The 13,992-nt window shown below is 62.6% G+C and carries 13 protein-coding genes; 4 read left to right on the top strand and 9 right to left on the bottom strand.

What is annotated here, in order from left to right; translation table 11 throughout:
- Positions 1–32: 32 nt before the first annotated feature.
- Entirely contained in the window at positions 33–920 is an 888-nt protein-coding gene (locus tag C8K58_RS10530) for a LysR family transcriptional regulator (RefSeq protein WP_027605137.1), read from the bottom strand.
- A gap of 132 nt (positions 921–1,052) precedes the next feature.
- On the opposite strand from C8K58_RS10530, the gene lysM reads away from it, so the two are divergent.
- Positions 1,053–1,493, top strand: a complete 441-nt coding sequence (gene lysM, locus C8K58_RS10525; protein ID WP_027605136.1) for a peptidoglycan-binding protein LysM — start codon at positions 1,053–1,055, stop codon at positions 1,491–1,493.
- Positions 1,494–1,539: 46 nt separating this feature from the next.
- Here lysM and yrfG read toward each other — a convergent pair whose 3' ends face one another.
- On the bottom strand, positions 1,540–2,202 hold the full coding sequence (yrfG, locus tag C8K58_RS10520) for a GMP/IMP nucleotidase (protein ID WP_108573695.1): 663 nt from the start codon (positions 2,200–2,202) through the stop codon (positions 1,540–1,542).
- A gap of 87 nt (positions 2,203–2,289) precedes the next feature.
- Here yrfG and nudE point away from each other — a divergent pair, with 87 nt between their 5' ends.
- Together nudE and cysQ are read left to right on the top strand one after the other, a co-directional pair.
- Positions 2,290–2,856, top strand: a complete 567-nt coding sequence (gene nudE, locus C8K58_RS10515) for an ADP compounds hydrolase NudE (RefSeq protein WP_027605134.1) — start codon at positions 2,290–2,292, stop codon at positions 2,854–2,856.
- Positions 2,853–3,689 (top strand): 3'(2'),5'-bisphosphate nucleotidase CysQ, encoded by an 837-nt coding sequence (gene cysQ, locus C8K58_RS10510; RefSeq protein ID WP_108573694.1) that lies wholly within the window; start codon positions 2,853–2,855, stop codon positions 3,687–3,689. Before nudE ends, cysQ begins: the two co-directional genes overlap by 4 nt.
- A 65-nt stretch (positions 3,690–3,754) precedes the next feature.
- Here cysQ and C8K58_RS10505 read toward each other — a convergent pair whose 3' ends face one another.
- Genes C8K58_RS10505 through rfbB form a run of 7 tightly spaced genes read right to left on the bottom strand, consistent with a single transcriptional unit; the run spans position 3,755 to position 10,817 of the window.
- Entirely contained in the window at positions 3,755–4,210 is a 456-nt protein-coding gene (locus tag C8K58_RS10505; RefSeq protein WP_027605132.1) for a YiiD C-terminal domain-containing protein, read from the bottom strand.
- Positions 4,211–4,236: 26 nt separating this feature from the next.
- Complete coding sequence (locus C8K58_RS10500; RefSeq protein ID WP_108573693.1) at positions 4,237–5,613, bottom strand: sigma-54 dependent transcriptional regulator; 1,377 nt, start codon at positions 5,611–5,613, stop codon at positions 4,237–4,239.
- Complete coding sequence (locus C8K58_RS10495; protein WP_108573692.1) at positions 5,610–7,418, bottom strand: ATP-binding protein; 1,809 nt, start codon at positions 7,416–7,418, stop codon at positions 5,610–5,612. The genes C8K58_RS10500 and C8K58_RS10495 overlap by 4 nt, the downstream gene beginning before the upstream one ends.
- A gap of 36 nt (positions 7,419–7,454) precedes the next feature.
- Entirely contained in the window at positions 7,455–8,324 is an 870-nt protein-coding gene (rfbD, locus tag C8K58_RS10490; protein ID WP_108573691.1) for a dTDP-4-dehydrorhamnose reductase, read from the bottom strand.
- Entirely contained in the window at positions 8,321–8,866 is a 546-nt protein-coding gene (gene rfbC / locus C8K58_RS10485; RefSeq protein ID WP_027605128.1) for a dTDP-4-dehydrorhamnose 3,5-epimerase, read from the bottom strand. Before rfbC ends, rfbD begins: the two co-directional genes overlap by 4 nt.
- The gene (gene rfbA / locus C8K58_RS10480) at positions 8,863–9,738 is read right to left on the bottom strand and encodes a glucose-1-phosphate thymidylyltransferase RfbA (RefSeq protein WP_108573690.1); all 876 of its coding nucleotides are present in this window, start codon (positions 9,736–9,738) and stop codon (positions 8,863–8,865) included. Before rfbA ends, rfbC begins: the two co-directional genes overlap by 4 nt.
- Positions 9,735–10,817, bottom strand: coding sequence for a dTDP-glucose 4,6-dehydratase (gene rfbB, locus C8K58_RS10475; RefSeq protein ID WP_108573689.1), 1,083 nt, complete (start codon positions 10,815–10,817; stop codon positions 9,735–9,737). Before rfbB ends, rfbA begins: the two co-directional genes overlap by 4 nt.
- Positions 10,818–10,970: 153 nt before the next feature.
- On the opposite strand from rfbB, the gene C8K58_RS10470 reads away from it, so the two are divergent.
- A complete protein-coding gene (locus C8K58_RS10470; RefSeq protein ID WP_108573688.1) occupies positions 10,971–13,871 on the top strand; it encodes an aminotransferase in 2,901 nt (966 codons plus the stop codon).
- Positions 13,872–13,992: the final 121 nt, after the last annotated feature.

Below are 13,992 nucleotides of genomic sequence, written 5' to 3'. Positions count from 1 at the left end.
GCCAGTACTGATCTACCGATAGATGACGTCGATCAAGACTCTGTTTGCGATTTCTGAAACAGCGCGAAACACGCCTCTGCCAATGCCGAACGCGGTGCGCTGCGCCGCATGATCAGGCCCAGGCGCGCCAGGGTGTGGGCGTCTTCGATGGGTTGCAGGCGCAAATGTTCGGTGAGGGCGTCCAGGCCGCCGTCCAACGGCATGACGGCGCAGCACAGTCCGCCATGCACCGCTTGTAGCAACTGATGGACGGCGTCGGTTTGTAACAGCGGCTGCGGGTGCAGGCCCCGGCTGTGGAAGTTGTGGTCGATGGACTGACGGAAGTGCATGCCACTGGTGAGCATGCCCAGGGGCAGTTCGATCAAGGCCTCCCAGCTCAGCGGCTTGTCGCCAAAACTGAAATAGCGCTGGTCGTAGAGCAGGCCCATGCGGGTTTCGCCGAGGGCCAGGGAGTCGAAGCGCTCGTTGTCCAGGCGGTCGAGGTAGGACACGCCCAGGTCCAGGCGATTGCTCGCCAACTGTTCGAGGATCTGCTCGGAGCTGAGGGCCGACAGCTCAAAGCGCAGGCTCGGATGCTCCTTGTGCAGTTGTTGCATCAACGCCAGCGGATCAAAGCTCGACAACGGCACCACACCCAGGCGCAACGTACCCACCAGGTTGCCACGGCAGGCGGCGGCTTCGGCCTGCAAACCGTCATAGGCCGCCAGCACCGTGCGTGCCCAGGCCAGCACGCGCTCGCCGGGGGCGGTGAACCCTTCGAAGCGCTGGCCGCGATTGACCAGCGGCAAGTCCAGCTCTTCTTCAAGGTTGCGCAGGCGCATCGAAAGGGTTGGCTGGGTGATGTGGCAACGCGCCGCGGCCTGGCCGAAGTGACGGGTCTCGTCGAGGGCGATGAGGAATTTCAGCTGCTTGATGTCCATCTTCGCTCCAGGGCTTATTCCAATGGCGGGGGGATTCTAGCGCGTTTGCGTCTTTGGTCGGGCTGGAACCCAAGTCTGCCGGACTGGTCTAGTCTTGGGCATCTGGAAATCAACTACCAAGGAGAGCGCACTATGAGCATTTTCAGCTTTATCAAAGAAGCCGGCGAAAAGATTGTCGACCTGTTGACGCCGGGTAATGCCAACGCGAGTGAGCAGTTGAAGGAACACGTAGCGAAGGTGGGTCTGGGGAATCCGAATGTGCAGACCACGGTGGATGGCGACAAAGTGACCGTGACCGGTGAAGTCGCCACCCAGGAAGAGAAAGAGAAGATTCTGCTGGCGCTGGGTAACATTCAAGGCGTGGCCAGTGTGGATGACCAGATCACCGTAACCGGCCCGGCAGTTGCCGCCGCCCGTTTCGTCGTGGTGAAAAAGGGTGACACCCTCAGCGCGATCTCCCTGACGGTGTACGGTAACGCCAACCTGTACAACAAGATCTTCGAGGCCAACAAGCCGCTGTTGTCCCATCCGGACAAGATTTACCCAGGGCAGACACTGCGTATTCCTGAGTAATACACGGGCGAAAAGGTGGGAGGGGGCTTGCTCCCTCCCACAGGGTTCAGAGCCCGACAATGAGATCGCGGTAGTCACCGACTGCTGCAAATTCAGCCGTGTCCTTTGGCCCCTTTTTGCTGTCCGGTTCTTTCACCGCCAGCAAATGCCCCACGCCAAATGCCTGGGCACTGCGCAGGATCGGCAGGGTGTCATCGATAAACAGGCTGCGAGCCGGATCGAACTGGATGTCAGCCTGCAAGGCATCCCAGAACTGCGGGTTTTCCTTGGCGAAGCCGTAGTCGTGGGAGCTGATCAGTCGCTCGAAATACGGCGCCAGTTCAATGCGCTCCAATTTCAACGACAGCGAATCACGATGGGCGTTGGTGATCAGGATCACGCGCTTGCCTGCCCGTTTGATCGCCGCCAGGAAGGTGTCGGCATCCGGGCGCAGGGCGATCAGGTGGGCGGTTTCCAGCTTGAGTTCGCGCACCGGGATGTTCAGCTCCGCACTCCAGAAATCCAGGCAATACCATTGCAACTGTCCGGCGTTACGCTCGAACAGAGGCTGCAACTCCATCTCGGCCATGGCCCGGCTCACCCCGTGCAGTTCGGCGTAACGCTGGGGCAGGTGTTCCATCCAGAAATGGTTGTCGTAATGCAGGTCGAGCAGGGTGCCGTCCATGTCCAGCAGGACGGTGTCGATGGCGTGCCAGGGCAAAGAGGGCATGGTGCGGTCTCATGTAAGTAAAGATATCCGACACAGACAATCGGAAAAGCCACGGTATAGTAACCCGATCACGCCAAGGAGCCGCTTATGCGCCAGAAACCCACCGTCCTCGCCCGCGAAATAGTCGCCAGTAGCCGTTTGTTCCGCGTGGAGGAAGTGCAATTGCGCTTTTCCAATGGCGTTGAACGGACCTACGAGCGCCTGGTGGGCCGCGGTGCCGGCTACGGCGCAGTGATGATCGTGGCGATGATCGACGAAGATCATGCGTTGCTGGTTGAAGAGTACTGCGGCGGTACCGATGAGTATGAGCTGTCGTTGCCCAAGGGCCTGATCGAACCCGGCGAAGACGTGCTGGCGGCGGCCGACCGGGAACTCAAGGAAGAAGCCGGCTACGGCGCACGGCAGTTGGAACACATTACCGAGCTGTCGTTATCCCCTGGCTACATGAGCCAGAAAATCCAGGTGGTGCTCGCCACCGAACTCTATGAAGAACGCCTGGAAGGTGATGAGCCCGAGCCGATGCGTGTGGACAGGGTCAACCTGCGCGAGCTGTCGCAGCTTGCGCAAAACGAGCAATTCAGCGAAGGCCGCGCCCTGGCGGCGTTGTACCTGGTACGAGATTTGTTGATTCAGCGTGGAGCGTTTACCCCATGAGCGAACTGTTTTTAGGCCACCCGTTTATCGCCCCTGTGATCGAACTGGCCCGCCAGGCGGGTGAAGTGATCCTGCCGTACTGGCGCGCCGATGTGGCGGTGACCTCCAAGGCCGATGATTCGCCGGTCACGGCGGCCGACCTGGCCGCCCACCATCTGATTCTTGCGGGCCTTACCGCATTGGACCCGAGCATCCCGGTGCTGTCCGAAGAAGACGCTGACATCGACCAGAGCGTACGTGCCGGCTGGCAGCGCTGGTGGCTGGTGGACCCGCTGGATGGCACCAAGGAATTTATCGCCGGCAGCGAAGAATTCACCGTCAATATTGCCCTGGTCGAACAGGGGCGCGTGGTGTTCGGCGTGGTGTCCATGCCCACCAGTGGCCGTTGCTACTTCGGTGGTGCCAGCCTGGGGGCGTGGCGTTCCGACGTGAACGAAGCGCCCAGGCAGATCCAGGTGCGCGAGGCCCCGGCAGTGGGTGAGGCGTTCACCGTGGTCGCCAGCCGCCGGCATACCAGCCCCGAGCAAGAGCGTCTGCTGGACGGTTTGAGCGAAGGGTTGGGTGAGTTGAAGCTGGCGAATATCGGCAGCTCGTTGAAATTCTGCCTGTTGGCCGAGGGCAGTGCCGATTGCTACCCGCGGCTGGCGCCGACTTCGCAGTGGGATACGGCGGCGGCCCAGGGTGTATTGGAAGGGGCGGGCGGCGAGGTGCTGGAGTTGAGTGGCGAGCCGTTCAGCTATCCGGCGCGGGCGTCGTTGCTGAATCCGTTTTTCCTGGCGTTGCCGGCGAAGGCGGCGTGGCGTGAGCGGTTGCTGACCTTGGCCCGCTCTTAATACCTCAGCCGATCTGAATGTGGGAGGGAGCAAGCCCCCTCCCACATTTTTTTGTGTATTGGCTTCTAGCGGTGCAAGACGTATTGGCCGGTAAACGTAACGGCCCGCTCTTCACTGCCCTCATTCACGATCCAGGTGTCCAACGCCAGCCGCGCCCGGCCATAGCGCCTGTAGGTCGCCAAAAAACGCTTCCACACCTTCTCCTCCGGTGCCGCGCAAATGGCGGTCGCGTCGTGCGTCACCGGCAGCGGATAACTGATCTGCCCTTCCTGAATCACGATATGCCCGTCTTCAATCCCTTCCTCGCGCAGTTGCAGGTGCATCCAGCCCCAACCCGCCAGCACCGCGCCGCAGTAGAGGCTGCCGCCGAACATGGTGCTCTTGTGGTTGATATTGGCGTGCAGGGGCAGATGCAGTCGCAGTTGCCCGTCTTGCCAGTCGAGTACCTTGAGGCCCATTTCGCGGGTCAGGGGGATGTCGTGGTGGAGGATGGATTCCAGGTAACGGCTGTCGCGGCTCATGGCGGCCTCTTGGTGGGTGGGCAGGGTCATTCGTCGTCAGTGCTTGGGTTGGCGAAGTTCAGGCCGTGCTTGCGCAATTTGTCGTGCAGGGTCTTGCGCGGTACGCCGAGGGCTTCTGCGAGGCTGCGCATGGAGCTGTGGGGGCGGGTCAGTTCGGCGGCGATCAGGCTTTTTTCGAACTGCTCGACCTGCTCGCTCAAGCCGCCCGGCGTGGAAGTCAGCACGCTGCTGGCGGGGTTGTCCGGGGTGCTGTCCAGCGCCAACTCCAGGCCCAAGGCGAAGCGCTCGGCGGCGTTCTGCAATTCGCGCACATTGCCCGGCCAGCTATGACGCAACAGCAGGGCACGCTGGCCCGGTTGCAGCTCATGCAACGGCAGGCCATGGCGGCTGCTGGCTTCGTCGGCGAAGTGCTGGAACAGCATCAACGCATCTTCACCGCGCTCGCGCAGTGGCGGAATACGCAACGGCGCGACGTTGAGGCGATAGTACAAGTCGGCGCGGAAGCGGCCCTGGTCGGCGGCCTGGCGCAGGTCTTCCTTGGTGGCGGCGATGATGCGGATATCCAGCGGGATCAGCTGGTTGCCGCCGAGGCGTTCCACCACACGTTCCTGCAACAGGCGCAGCAGCTTGACCTGCACGTCCAGGCTCATGCTTTCGATTTCATCCAGGAACAACGTGCCGCCGTTGGCGAATTCGAATTTGCCGATGCGCCGCTTCTGCGCGCCGGTAAAGGCGCCGGGCTCATGGCCGAACAGTTCGCTCTCCACCACCGACTCGGCCAACGCCCCGGCGTTGATCGCCACAAACGGCCCGCTGCGCCGGCTCGACAGGTCGTGCAGCGCGCGGGCCACCACTTCCTTGCCGGCGCCGGTTTCGCCGAGGATCAGCACATCCGCGCGGGTTGCGGCCAGGGCGCCGATCTGCTCGCGCAGGCGCAGCATCTGTGGCGAGTGCCCCACCAGGCGGGTGCTCAGTTGTTGGCGGTCGCTCAGGGCCAGGCGCAGGCTGCGGTTGTCGAGCACCAGCCGGCGCAGGGCCAGGGCGCGGCGCACGCTGTCGAGCAAGGCGTCGCTGGCGAAGGGTTTCTCGAGGAAGTCATAGGCTCCCGCGCGCATGGCCTGCACCGCCAGCGGCACGTCGCCGTGGCCGGTGATCAGCAGCACCGGCAGGTCCGGATCCTGGCCGTGCAGCTCGGCCAGCAACTCCAGGCCGTCCATGCCGGGCATGCGGATGTCGCTGACCACCACGCCCGGCCAATCCCGCGACAGGCGCGCGGTGATGCCGGTGGCTTCGCCCAGGGGCAGGACGTTCAGCCCGGCCAGGTCCAGGGTCTGGCACAGGGCCTGACGCAAGTGCGGATCATCGTCGATCAACACCACCTGAATCTGGTTATCGATACTCATACACTGCGGTCCTCGGACGGTTGCAGACTGACGCCCGGCGAGCCGGCACGCAATTTCAGGGTTAACAGCGCGCCACCTTCCTTGTGGTTGGCAAACAGCAGTTCGCCGCCAAAGGCACGCATCAGGGTGTCACAGATCGCCAGGCCCAGGCCCAAGCCCTGGGTGCGGGTCTTGGTGGTGTAGAACGGTTCGCTGGCGCGGCCCAGGGCTTCCATGCAAAAGCCCGGGCCGTTGTCGCGAATGTACAGGTTGACGCCCTGGGCGGTGGTTTCGGCACTCAGCCACAGTTTGCGCGGCGGGCCTTTTTCGGTAAGGGCGTCGAGGGCGTTGGCCAGCAGGTTGCCCAATACCTGGCGCAGGCGGGTTTCGCCGGCCTGTACCCACAGGGTCGCTTCCGGCAAATCGCGGATCAGTTCCACTTCCATCGAGCGCCGCCGCTTGGCCAGGAGCGCCAGGGCATCGTCGAGGGCGGGTTGCAGGGCCACGCTCTCCGGCGCGTGCCGGTCGCGCCGGGCGAAGGCGCGCAGGTGGGCGATGATCGAGGCCATGCGCCCGGTCAGTTCGCTGATCAGCTTGAGATTGCCCCGGGCATCGCTGGTGCGCTCGTGGTCGAGCAGGATCTCGGCGTTTTCCGCATAGCTGCGAATCGCCGCCAGGGGTTGGTTGAGTTCGTGGCTGATACTCGCCGACATGGTGCCCAGCGCTGACAGCTTGCCCGCCTGCACCAGGTCATCCTGGGCGCGCACCAGTTCCTGCTGGGCGTGTTCGCGCTCCAGCACCTCCTGTTTGAGACGCCGGTTGAGGCCTTCCAGATCGCTGGTACGTTCGACCACGCGCATCTCCAGCTCGCGGCGGGCCTTGGCTTCGAAGGCGATGCGTTCCAGGTAGTGGCGGCGGCGTTGCATCAACAGGCCCAGCAGCAGCATCAACACCAGCAACGTGGCGCCGCCCACGGCGACCACCGTGCGCACCGGGCGGCTGATCAAGGATTGCGGTGCCAGGATCTCCACATTCCAGCCGGTCTCGGCAATGGCGGTGGATTGGCGCAGCCATGCGCTGCTGCTCAGGCTCAAGGGTTGCGGGTCGCGCGTGGGGTAGGGCTGGATGGCGATGATGGCCTGGCGTTCCTCGGCGGTCAGCGGCCGGGTGGCACGGAAGCGCCATTGCGGGCGCGACGTGAGGATCACCACGCCGTTGTGGTCGGTGACCAGCAGTTGTTCCGGGGTATTGCCCCACAGGCTTTCGGTGTGGTCCAGGTCGACCTTGACCACCAGTACGCCGATGATCGTGTCGCCATCGCGCACGGCGGCGGCGAAGAAATAGCCGCGCTTGGCCGAGGTGGTGCCCAGCCCGAAAAACCGTCCCAGGCGCCCGGCCATGGCTTCGCTGAAATAGGGCCGGAACGAGAAGTTGCGCCCGACGAAACTGTCCTGCTTGTCCCAATTGGACGCGGCGAGGGTCTTGCCGGTGGTGTCCATCAGATACATCACTTCCACCCCGGCCTGGGCGGCGACGTCCTTGAGCAGCATGTTGGCGTTGACCAGGTTGGTACTGACCTGCGGCGCGGCCAGCGCCGTGCGCAAGGCCGGCAAGTCGCCGAGGATCTGCGGCAGCACTTCATAGCGATGCAGGGTGCCCAGCAGGTTGGCGACGTACAGATCGAGGGTCTGGCGGTTTTGCCCGGCCAGTTCGCTGCGATAGTAACGCTCGGCCAAGTGCTCCAGCGGCCACAGCAACGGTGCCAGGCACAGGGCCAACAGGGCGAGACTGCGCCAGCGGGGTCTTCGCGGAAGGGGTGGAGTCATGGGAGTCGTGCGCCTGTGGGTACAGGCGCATTATGCCTAGTGCTGCCCGGCAAGACACTCGCGCAATGCGTCTTGCCACAAGGGCTGACTGACGCGCCATTGCAGGCGCAGGTGGCTGCAATCGAGGCGTGAGTTCAGCGGGCGCCGGGCGGGCGTCGGGTAGGCGCTGGACGGGATCGCCTCCAGTTCGGCACACGCGCGGCCACTGGCGCGCAGGTGCTCGCCGATCGCCTGGGCAAAGCCGAACCACGAGGTTTCACCCTCGGCGGTCAGGTGGTAGATGCCCCATTCCCCGGCCTTGCCCGCCTGCCAGCGTTCGATCAGGGCGCGCGTACTGGCGGCAATGGTCACGGCCCACGTCGGCGCGCCGATCTGGTCGGCGACGATGCGCAGGTGGGGTTTTTCTTGCAGCAGGCGCTGCATGGTCAGCAGGAAGTTCTTGCCGTGGTTGGAGTAGACCCAGCTGGTGCGCAGGATCAGGTACTGGCCTCCCACTGCGGCAATCGCCTGTTCACCCGCCAGTTTGCTCTGGCCGTAGACGCCCAAGGGGTTGGGCGTGTCTGCTTCGGTGTAGGGCCCAGGCTTGCTGCCGTCGAACACGTAGTCGGTGGAGTAGTGGATCAACGGGCTGCCCAGGGCCTTGGCTTCCTCGGCGAGAATTCCGGGGGCGGTGGCGTTGATGGCGAAGGCGAGGTCCGGTTCGCTTTCGGCCTGATCCACAGCCGTGTGGGCGGCGGCGTTGATGATCAGGTCGGGGCGATGGGCGCGCACCTGCTGGCGGATGTGCTTGGCGTCGGCCAGATCGAGGTGCTCGCGGCCGAGGACAATCAGTTCGCCCAGGCCCTGGAGCTGCTGTTGCAGTGCCTGGGAGACTTGGCCATGTTGGCCGGTGATCAGGATTTTCATGGGAACAGATCGGCGTCCATCAGCAGTTTTCCAGCCTGGTCCTTGGCGGACAGTTGCGGCGGTTCGCTCAGTTGCCAGTCGATGGCCAACGTCGGGTCGTTCCACAGGATGCTGCGTTCCGCACTGGGCTGGTAGTAGTCGGTGGTCTTGTACAAGAACTCGGCGGAGTCGCTCAACACCACAAAGCCATGGGCGAAGCCTTCCGGCACCCACAACTGGCGATGGTTCTGTGCCGACAGACGCACGCCCACCCATTGCCCGAAATTCGGCGAACTGCGGCGGATGTCCACAGCCACGTCCAACACTTCACCGGCGGTAACCCGCACCAGTTTGCCCTGGGTGTGTTCCAGTTGGTAATGCAGGCCGCGCAGCACGCCTTTTTGCGAGCGCGAGTGGTTGTCCTGGACAAACTCGCGCTTGAGCCCGGTGGCCGCTGCAAAGGCGCGAGCATTGAAGCTTTCGTAGAAAAAACCACGCTCGTCACCGAACACCTTGGGCTCGATGATCATTACGCCAGGGAGTGAGGTGTCAACGACGTTCACCGGTTGTCTCCCGCCAACGTGTACAGGTATTGGCCGTAGCCGGTCTTGCCGAAGTATTGGGCGCGTTCGAGCAGATGGTCGCGGTCGATCCAGCCGTTGCTGTAGGCGATTTCTTCGAGGCACGCCACTTTGAGGCCCTGACGGTGTTCGATGGTCTGCACGTACTGTGAGGCTTCCAGCAGGCTGTCGTGGGTGCCGGTATCGAGCCAGGCGAACCCTCGACCGAAGCGCTCTACCTGCAAGTCACCGCGCTTTAAATAGGCGTTATTGACGTCGGTGATTTCCAGCTCGCCGCGGGCCGAGGGCTTGACGGCTTTGGCGATGCTGATCACGTCGTTGTCGTAAAAATACAGGCCGGTGACGGCATAGCTTGATTTGGGCGTAGTCGGTTTTTCTTCGATGGACAGGGCGCGGCCTTCGCTGTCGAAGTCGATCACGCCGAAGCGCTGCGGATCCTTGACCCAATAGCCAAATACCGTGGCACCTTTGCCGCGCTTTACCGCTGCATGCAGCTGCTCGCTGAAACGCTGGCCGTGGAAAATGTTGTCGCCCAGGATCAGGCACACGGGGTCGCTGCCGATGAACTGTTCGCCAATCAGAAAGGCCTGTGCCAAGCCGTCCGGCTGCGGTTGTTCGGCGTAGCTGAAGCTGACGCCGAACTGGCTGCCATCGCCCAGCAGGTTGCGGTATTGCGGTAAGTCCGCCGGGGTGGAAATCACCAGGATTTCTTTGATGCCCGCCAGCATCAGCACCGAGATCGGGTAGTAGATCATCGGCTTGTCATACACCGGTAACAGCTGCTTGGACACACCCAGGGTGATGGGGTGCAGGCGGGTGCCGGAGCCGCCGGCCAATACGATTCCTTTCATCATGCGATCAGATCCCTCGTGTCGGTATTGCCCAAGCGTTCACCCTGATAACTACCGTCCTGGACCCTGCGGCACCATTCCAGGTTATCGAGGTACCACTGCACGGTTTTGCGCAGCCCGGTGTCAAAGGTTTCTTCGGGTACCCAGCCCAGTTCGCGTTCGATCTTGCCGGCATCGATTGCGTAGCGTTGGTCGTGGCCTGGACGGTCTTTAACGAACGTGATCAGGTCGGTGTATTGCTCCACGTCGTGGGGATGTTGCGGCGCCAATTCCTCCAGCAGGGTGCAGATGCTGCGTACTACGTCGATATTCTTCTGTTCGTTGTGGCCGCCGATGTTGTAGGTCTCGCCGACCACGCCGTGTGTCACGACGCTGAGCAGTGCCCGGGCATGGTCTTCGACAAACAACCAGTCGCGCACTTGCAAACCATCACCATAGACCGGCAATGGTTTGCCCGCGAGGGCGTTGAGGATAACCAGCGGGATCAACTTCTCGGGGAAGTGGAAAGGCCCGTAGTTGTTGGAGCAATTGGTCAGCAGCACGGGCAGGCCGTACGTGCGGTGCCAGGCGCGGACCAGGTGGTCGGACGCGGCTTTGCTGGCCGAGTAGGGCGAGCTGGGCGCGTAGGGTGTGGTTTCGCTGAACAAGTCGTCCACGCCGTGGAGGTCGCCGTAGACTTCGTCGGTGGAAATATGGTGGAAGCGAAACGCACGTTTTTCTGGCTCGGCGAGTGTTTGCCAATAGCCACGGGCGGCCTCCAGCAGGCTGTAGGTGCCGACGATATTGGTCTGGATAAAATCCGACGGCCCGTCAATCGAACGATCGACATGGGATTCTGCGGCCAAGTGCATGATTGCCTGTGGCTCGAAGCGCGTCAGCACGGCGCTGACGCTGGCCTGGTCAATGATATCGGCCTGTACGAACTCATAGCGGCTGTTAGACGCAATGCTGGTCAGTGATTCCAGATTGCCTGCATACGTAAGTTTGTCCAGATTGAGCACTTCGTGTTCGGTGTTTTGAATCAGATGGCGGATCAGGGCGGAGCCGATAAATCCAGCGCCGCCGGTGATGAGAATGCGCATGTCGGAGGGCCTTTTCCTTAGACGGACATTAAGCGAATGAAGCATAGCTTGAGTTGTGCGGAAGATAGGCGCAAGCGCGGTATGCGTAGGGGGGTTGCCTAACTCACCTGAACAATGGCGATATACACCCCTGAAAAAAACGAGGCCACGCCCATGCTGCTTGCTACGTTGATCCATCGCGCCAATCTACCCTGCCCGCAAGTAGGCCCCGACCAGGCAGCGCAATTGCTCGAGCAGCACTACGGCCTCACGGGCACCCTGCAATCACTGGGCAGCCAGCAAGACCTCAATTACAAAATCGACAGTGCCCGCGGTCGGTTTGTTCTGAAAATCTGCCGGGGCGACTATGCGGCGATTGAGCTGCAGGCCCAGCACGCGGCCCTCGACACCCTGCAGGCCGTGCGGGTGCCCAAGGTCATCAAGGCCCTGGACGGTGAAGAGCTGTTGAGCGTGACGGTCGATGGCCAGCCCCTGCATCTGCGGCTGCTGGACTATATCGACGGCCAGCCGTTGACCCATCTGCCGCATTTGGGACGCGACGTGATCGCAGGCTTCGGCGACCTGTGCGGGCGCATGAGCCGCGCGCTGGCGGATTTCTCCCACCCTGGATTGGACCGTACCCTGCAATGGGACCCACGCCATGCCCGGGAACTGATCACCTATCTGTTGGCCACCCTGGAAAACCTGCCCCACCGCGCCGCGCTGGAACAGGTGGCCGAGCAGGTTGAACAGCGCATTCGCCCCCTGGCCGACCGCCTGCCCTGGCAAGCGGTGCACATGGACATCACCGATGACAACGTGGTGTGGCAGCGCGATGCGCAACGGCACTGGCAACTGCAAGGCGTCATCGATTTCGGCGACCTGGTGCACACCTGGCGGATTGCCGACCTGTCGGTGACCTGTGCGGCTCTGTTGCACCATGCCGAGGGCGACCCGTTTGCCATCCTGCCGGCGGTCCGGGCCTGCCATGCCGTGACCCCGTTGCAACGCGAGGAATTGCAGGCGTTGTGGCCACTGATCGTCGCCCGTGCGGCAGTGTTGGTACTAAGCAGCGAACAGCAGCAACGCCTGGATCCGGACAACACTTACCTGTTGAAAAACGCCGAACACGAGTGGGAAATTTTCCATGTGGCGACGTCGGTGCCGTTTGAACTGATGGAGGCTGCGATTCTCGGCAGTGTCGGTGAGACGCTGCCGTCGATTGCCAGCCAGGACTTCGCGCCGTTGCTACCGGGCCTGGTGGGGCGTGAGTTCGCGCTGATCGACCTGGGTGTGCTCAGCCCGCATTTCGAAGCCGGCAACTGGGAACTGCCCGGCATTGATCGGCAACTGCTGGATCAGGCGGCGGCGGTGCATGGGCTGGCGGCAAGTCGTTATGGCCAATATCGGCTGTCGCGTACCTGCCCGGACAGTGCCACCGAACCGCAGACTTTCCCCCTCCACGTAGAGCTGCATCTGCCCCATGGCACGGTGTTGGAGGCGCCTTTTGCCGGAACGCTGCATCAGGACGCCGATGGCCTTGTGAGCGTGCAAGGGGTGGAGCTGAGCGTGCGGTTGTGGGGCGTGGACACCCGGTTGAAGCACGGTTCATTGCTGGTGGAGGGGCAGGTTCTCGGTGAGGTCCATGGGCCGCTGACCGTGCAACTGTGCCGCGCCGACCTCGAACCGCCGCTGTTTTGTACACCGTCCCGGGCCTTGGCCTGGCAAGCCTTGTGCCCCTCGCCTGCGGGGTTACTGGGACTGGCCTGCGATGCCGAACCGGAACTCGACCCCCATGCCCTGCTGGCCCGGCGTGATGCCAGTTTCGCCCGCTCGCAGAAGCACTATTACGTCGACCCGCCACGCATCGAGCGCGGCTGGCGCAACCACCTGATCGATATGCAGGGCCGTTCCTACCTGGACATGCTCAATAACGTCGCCGTACTGGGTCACGGCCACCCGCGCATGGCGGCGGTGGCGGCGCGGCAATGGTCGCTGCTCAATACCAACTCGCGGTTTCACTATGCCGCCATTGCCGAGTTTTCCGAGCGCTTGCTGGCGCTGGCGCCGGCGGGCATGGATCGGGTGTTCCTGGTCAACAGCGGCACCGAGGCCAACGACCTGGCCATCCGCCTGGCCTGGGCCTACAGCGGTGGGCGCGACATGCTCAGTGTGCTGGAGGCCTATCACGGCTGGTCGGTGGCGGCGGATGCGGTGTCCACCTCGATTGCGGACAATCCCCAGGCCTTGAGCAGCCGCCCGGAGTGGGTCCATCCGGTTACCGCGCCGAACACCTATCGCGGTGAATTCCGCGGGCAGGACAGTGCGCCGGACTACGTACGAAGCGTGGAACATAACCTGGCGAAAATCGCTGCGAGCAAGCGCCAACTGGCCGGGTTTATCTGTGAACCGGTGTACGGCAACGCCGGCGGCATCTCCCTGCCGCCGGGTTACTTGCAGCAGGTGTACGGGTTGGTGCGTGCCCAAGGCGGCGTGTGCATCGCCGATGAAGTGCAGGTGGGCTACGGCCGCATGGGGCACTTTTTCTGGGGCTTCGAAGAGCAGGGCGTGGTGCCCGACATCATCACCATGGCCAAGGGCATGGGCAATGGTCAGCCACTTGGCGCGGTGATCACCCGTCGCGAGATCGCCGAGGCATTGGAGGCCGAGGGGTATTTCTTCTCATCGTCGGGGGGCAGCCCGGTAAGTTGCCGGATCGGCATGGCGGTGCTGGATGTGATGGAAGAAGAAAAATTGTGGGAAAACGCCCAGGTGGTCGGCGGGCATTTCAAGGCGCGGCTGGAAGCACTGATCGACCGTCATCCCCTGGTAGGCGCGGTTCACGGTTCCGGTTTCTATCTGGGCCTGGAGTTGGTGCGTGACCGGCAAACCCTGGAGCCCGCCACCGAAGAGACCACCCTGTTGTGTGATCGATTGCGAGAGTTGGGGATTTTCATGCAGCCGACTGGCGATTATTTGAACATCCTCAAGATCAAGCCGCCGATGGTGACCTCCAAACGTAGCGTGGACTTCTTTGTCGACATGCTGTCGAAGGTGCTGGATGAGCAACTGTAAATAATCGATTGTTATCGGTCATTGGCTGTCATATTTTTCATTCATGCTGTTTATTCTCTTCTAAGGCCGATTTTTATCCGTTATAAAGTCGGCCTTTACCCCATTCGGAGTCCTGATCGCC

It is taken from the genome of Pseudomonas sp. GV047 (genome assembly GCF_003058245.1).
Lineage (GTDB): Bacteria > Pseudomonadota > Gammaproteobacteria > Pseudomonadales > Pseudomonadaceae > Aquipseudomonas > Aquipseudomonas marginalis.
Note: the sequence above shows the minus strand (reverse complement) of the source record. Positions and strands in the feature narration are given on the sequence as shown.

What these genes read in the sequence shown, in the direction of transcription:
- C8K58_RS10530 (WP_027605137.1), bottom strand. Translation starts at nt 920, where the DNA reads ATGGACATCAAGCAGCTGAAATTCCTCATCGCCCTCGACGAGACCCGT.
- lysM (WP_027605136.1), top strand. Translation starts at nt 1,053, where the DNA reads ATGAGCATTTTCAGCTTTATCAAAGAAGCCGGCGAAAAGATTGTCGAC.
- yrfG (WP_108573695.1), bottom strand. Translation starts at nt 2,202, where the DNA reads ATGCCCTCTTTGCCCTGGCACGCCATCGACACCGTCCTGCTGGACATG.
- nudE (WP_027605134.1), top strand. Translation starts at nt 2,290, where the DNA reads ATGCGCCAGAAACCCACCGTCCTCGCCCGCGAAATAGTCGCCAGTAGC.
- cysQ (WP_108573694.1), top strand. Translation starts at nt 2,853, where the DNA reads ATGAGCGAACTGTTTTTAGGCCACCCGTTTATCGCCCCTGTGATCGAA.
- C8K58_RS10505 (WP_027605132.1), bottom strand. Translation starts at nt 4,210, where the DNA reads ATGAGCCGCGACAGCCGTTACCTGGAATCCATCCTCCACCACGACATC.
- C8K58_RS10500 (WP_108573693.1), bottom strand. Translation starts at nt 5,613, where the DNA reads ATGAGTATCGATAACCAGATTCAGGTGGTGTTGATCGACGATGATCCG.
- C8K58_RS10495 (WP_108573692.1), bottom strand. Translation starts at nt 7,418, where the DNA reads ATGACTCCACCCCTTCCGCGAAGACCCCGCTGGCGCAGTCTCGCCCTG.
- rfbD (WP_108573691.1), bottom strand. Translation starts at nt 8,324, where the DNA reads ATGAAAATCCTGATCACCGGCCAACATGGCCAAGTCTCCCAGGCACTG.
- rfbA (WP_108573690.1), bottom strand. Translation starts at nt 9,738, where the DNA reads ATGATGAAAGGAATCGTATTGGCCGGCGGCTCCGGCACCCGCCTGCAC.
- rfbB (WP_108573689.1), bottom strand. Translation starts at nt 10,817, where the DNA reads ATGCGCATTCTCATCACCGGCGGCGCTGGATTTATCGGCTCCGCCCTG.
- C8K58_RS10470 (WP_108573688.1), top strand. Translation starts at nt 10,971, where the DNA reads ATGCTGCTTGCTACGTTGATCCATCGCGCCAATCTACCCTGCCCGCAA.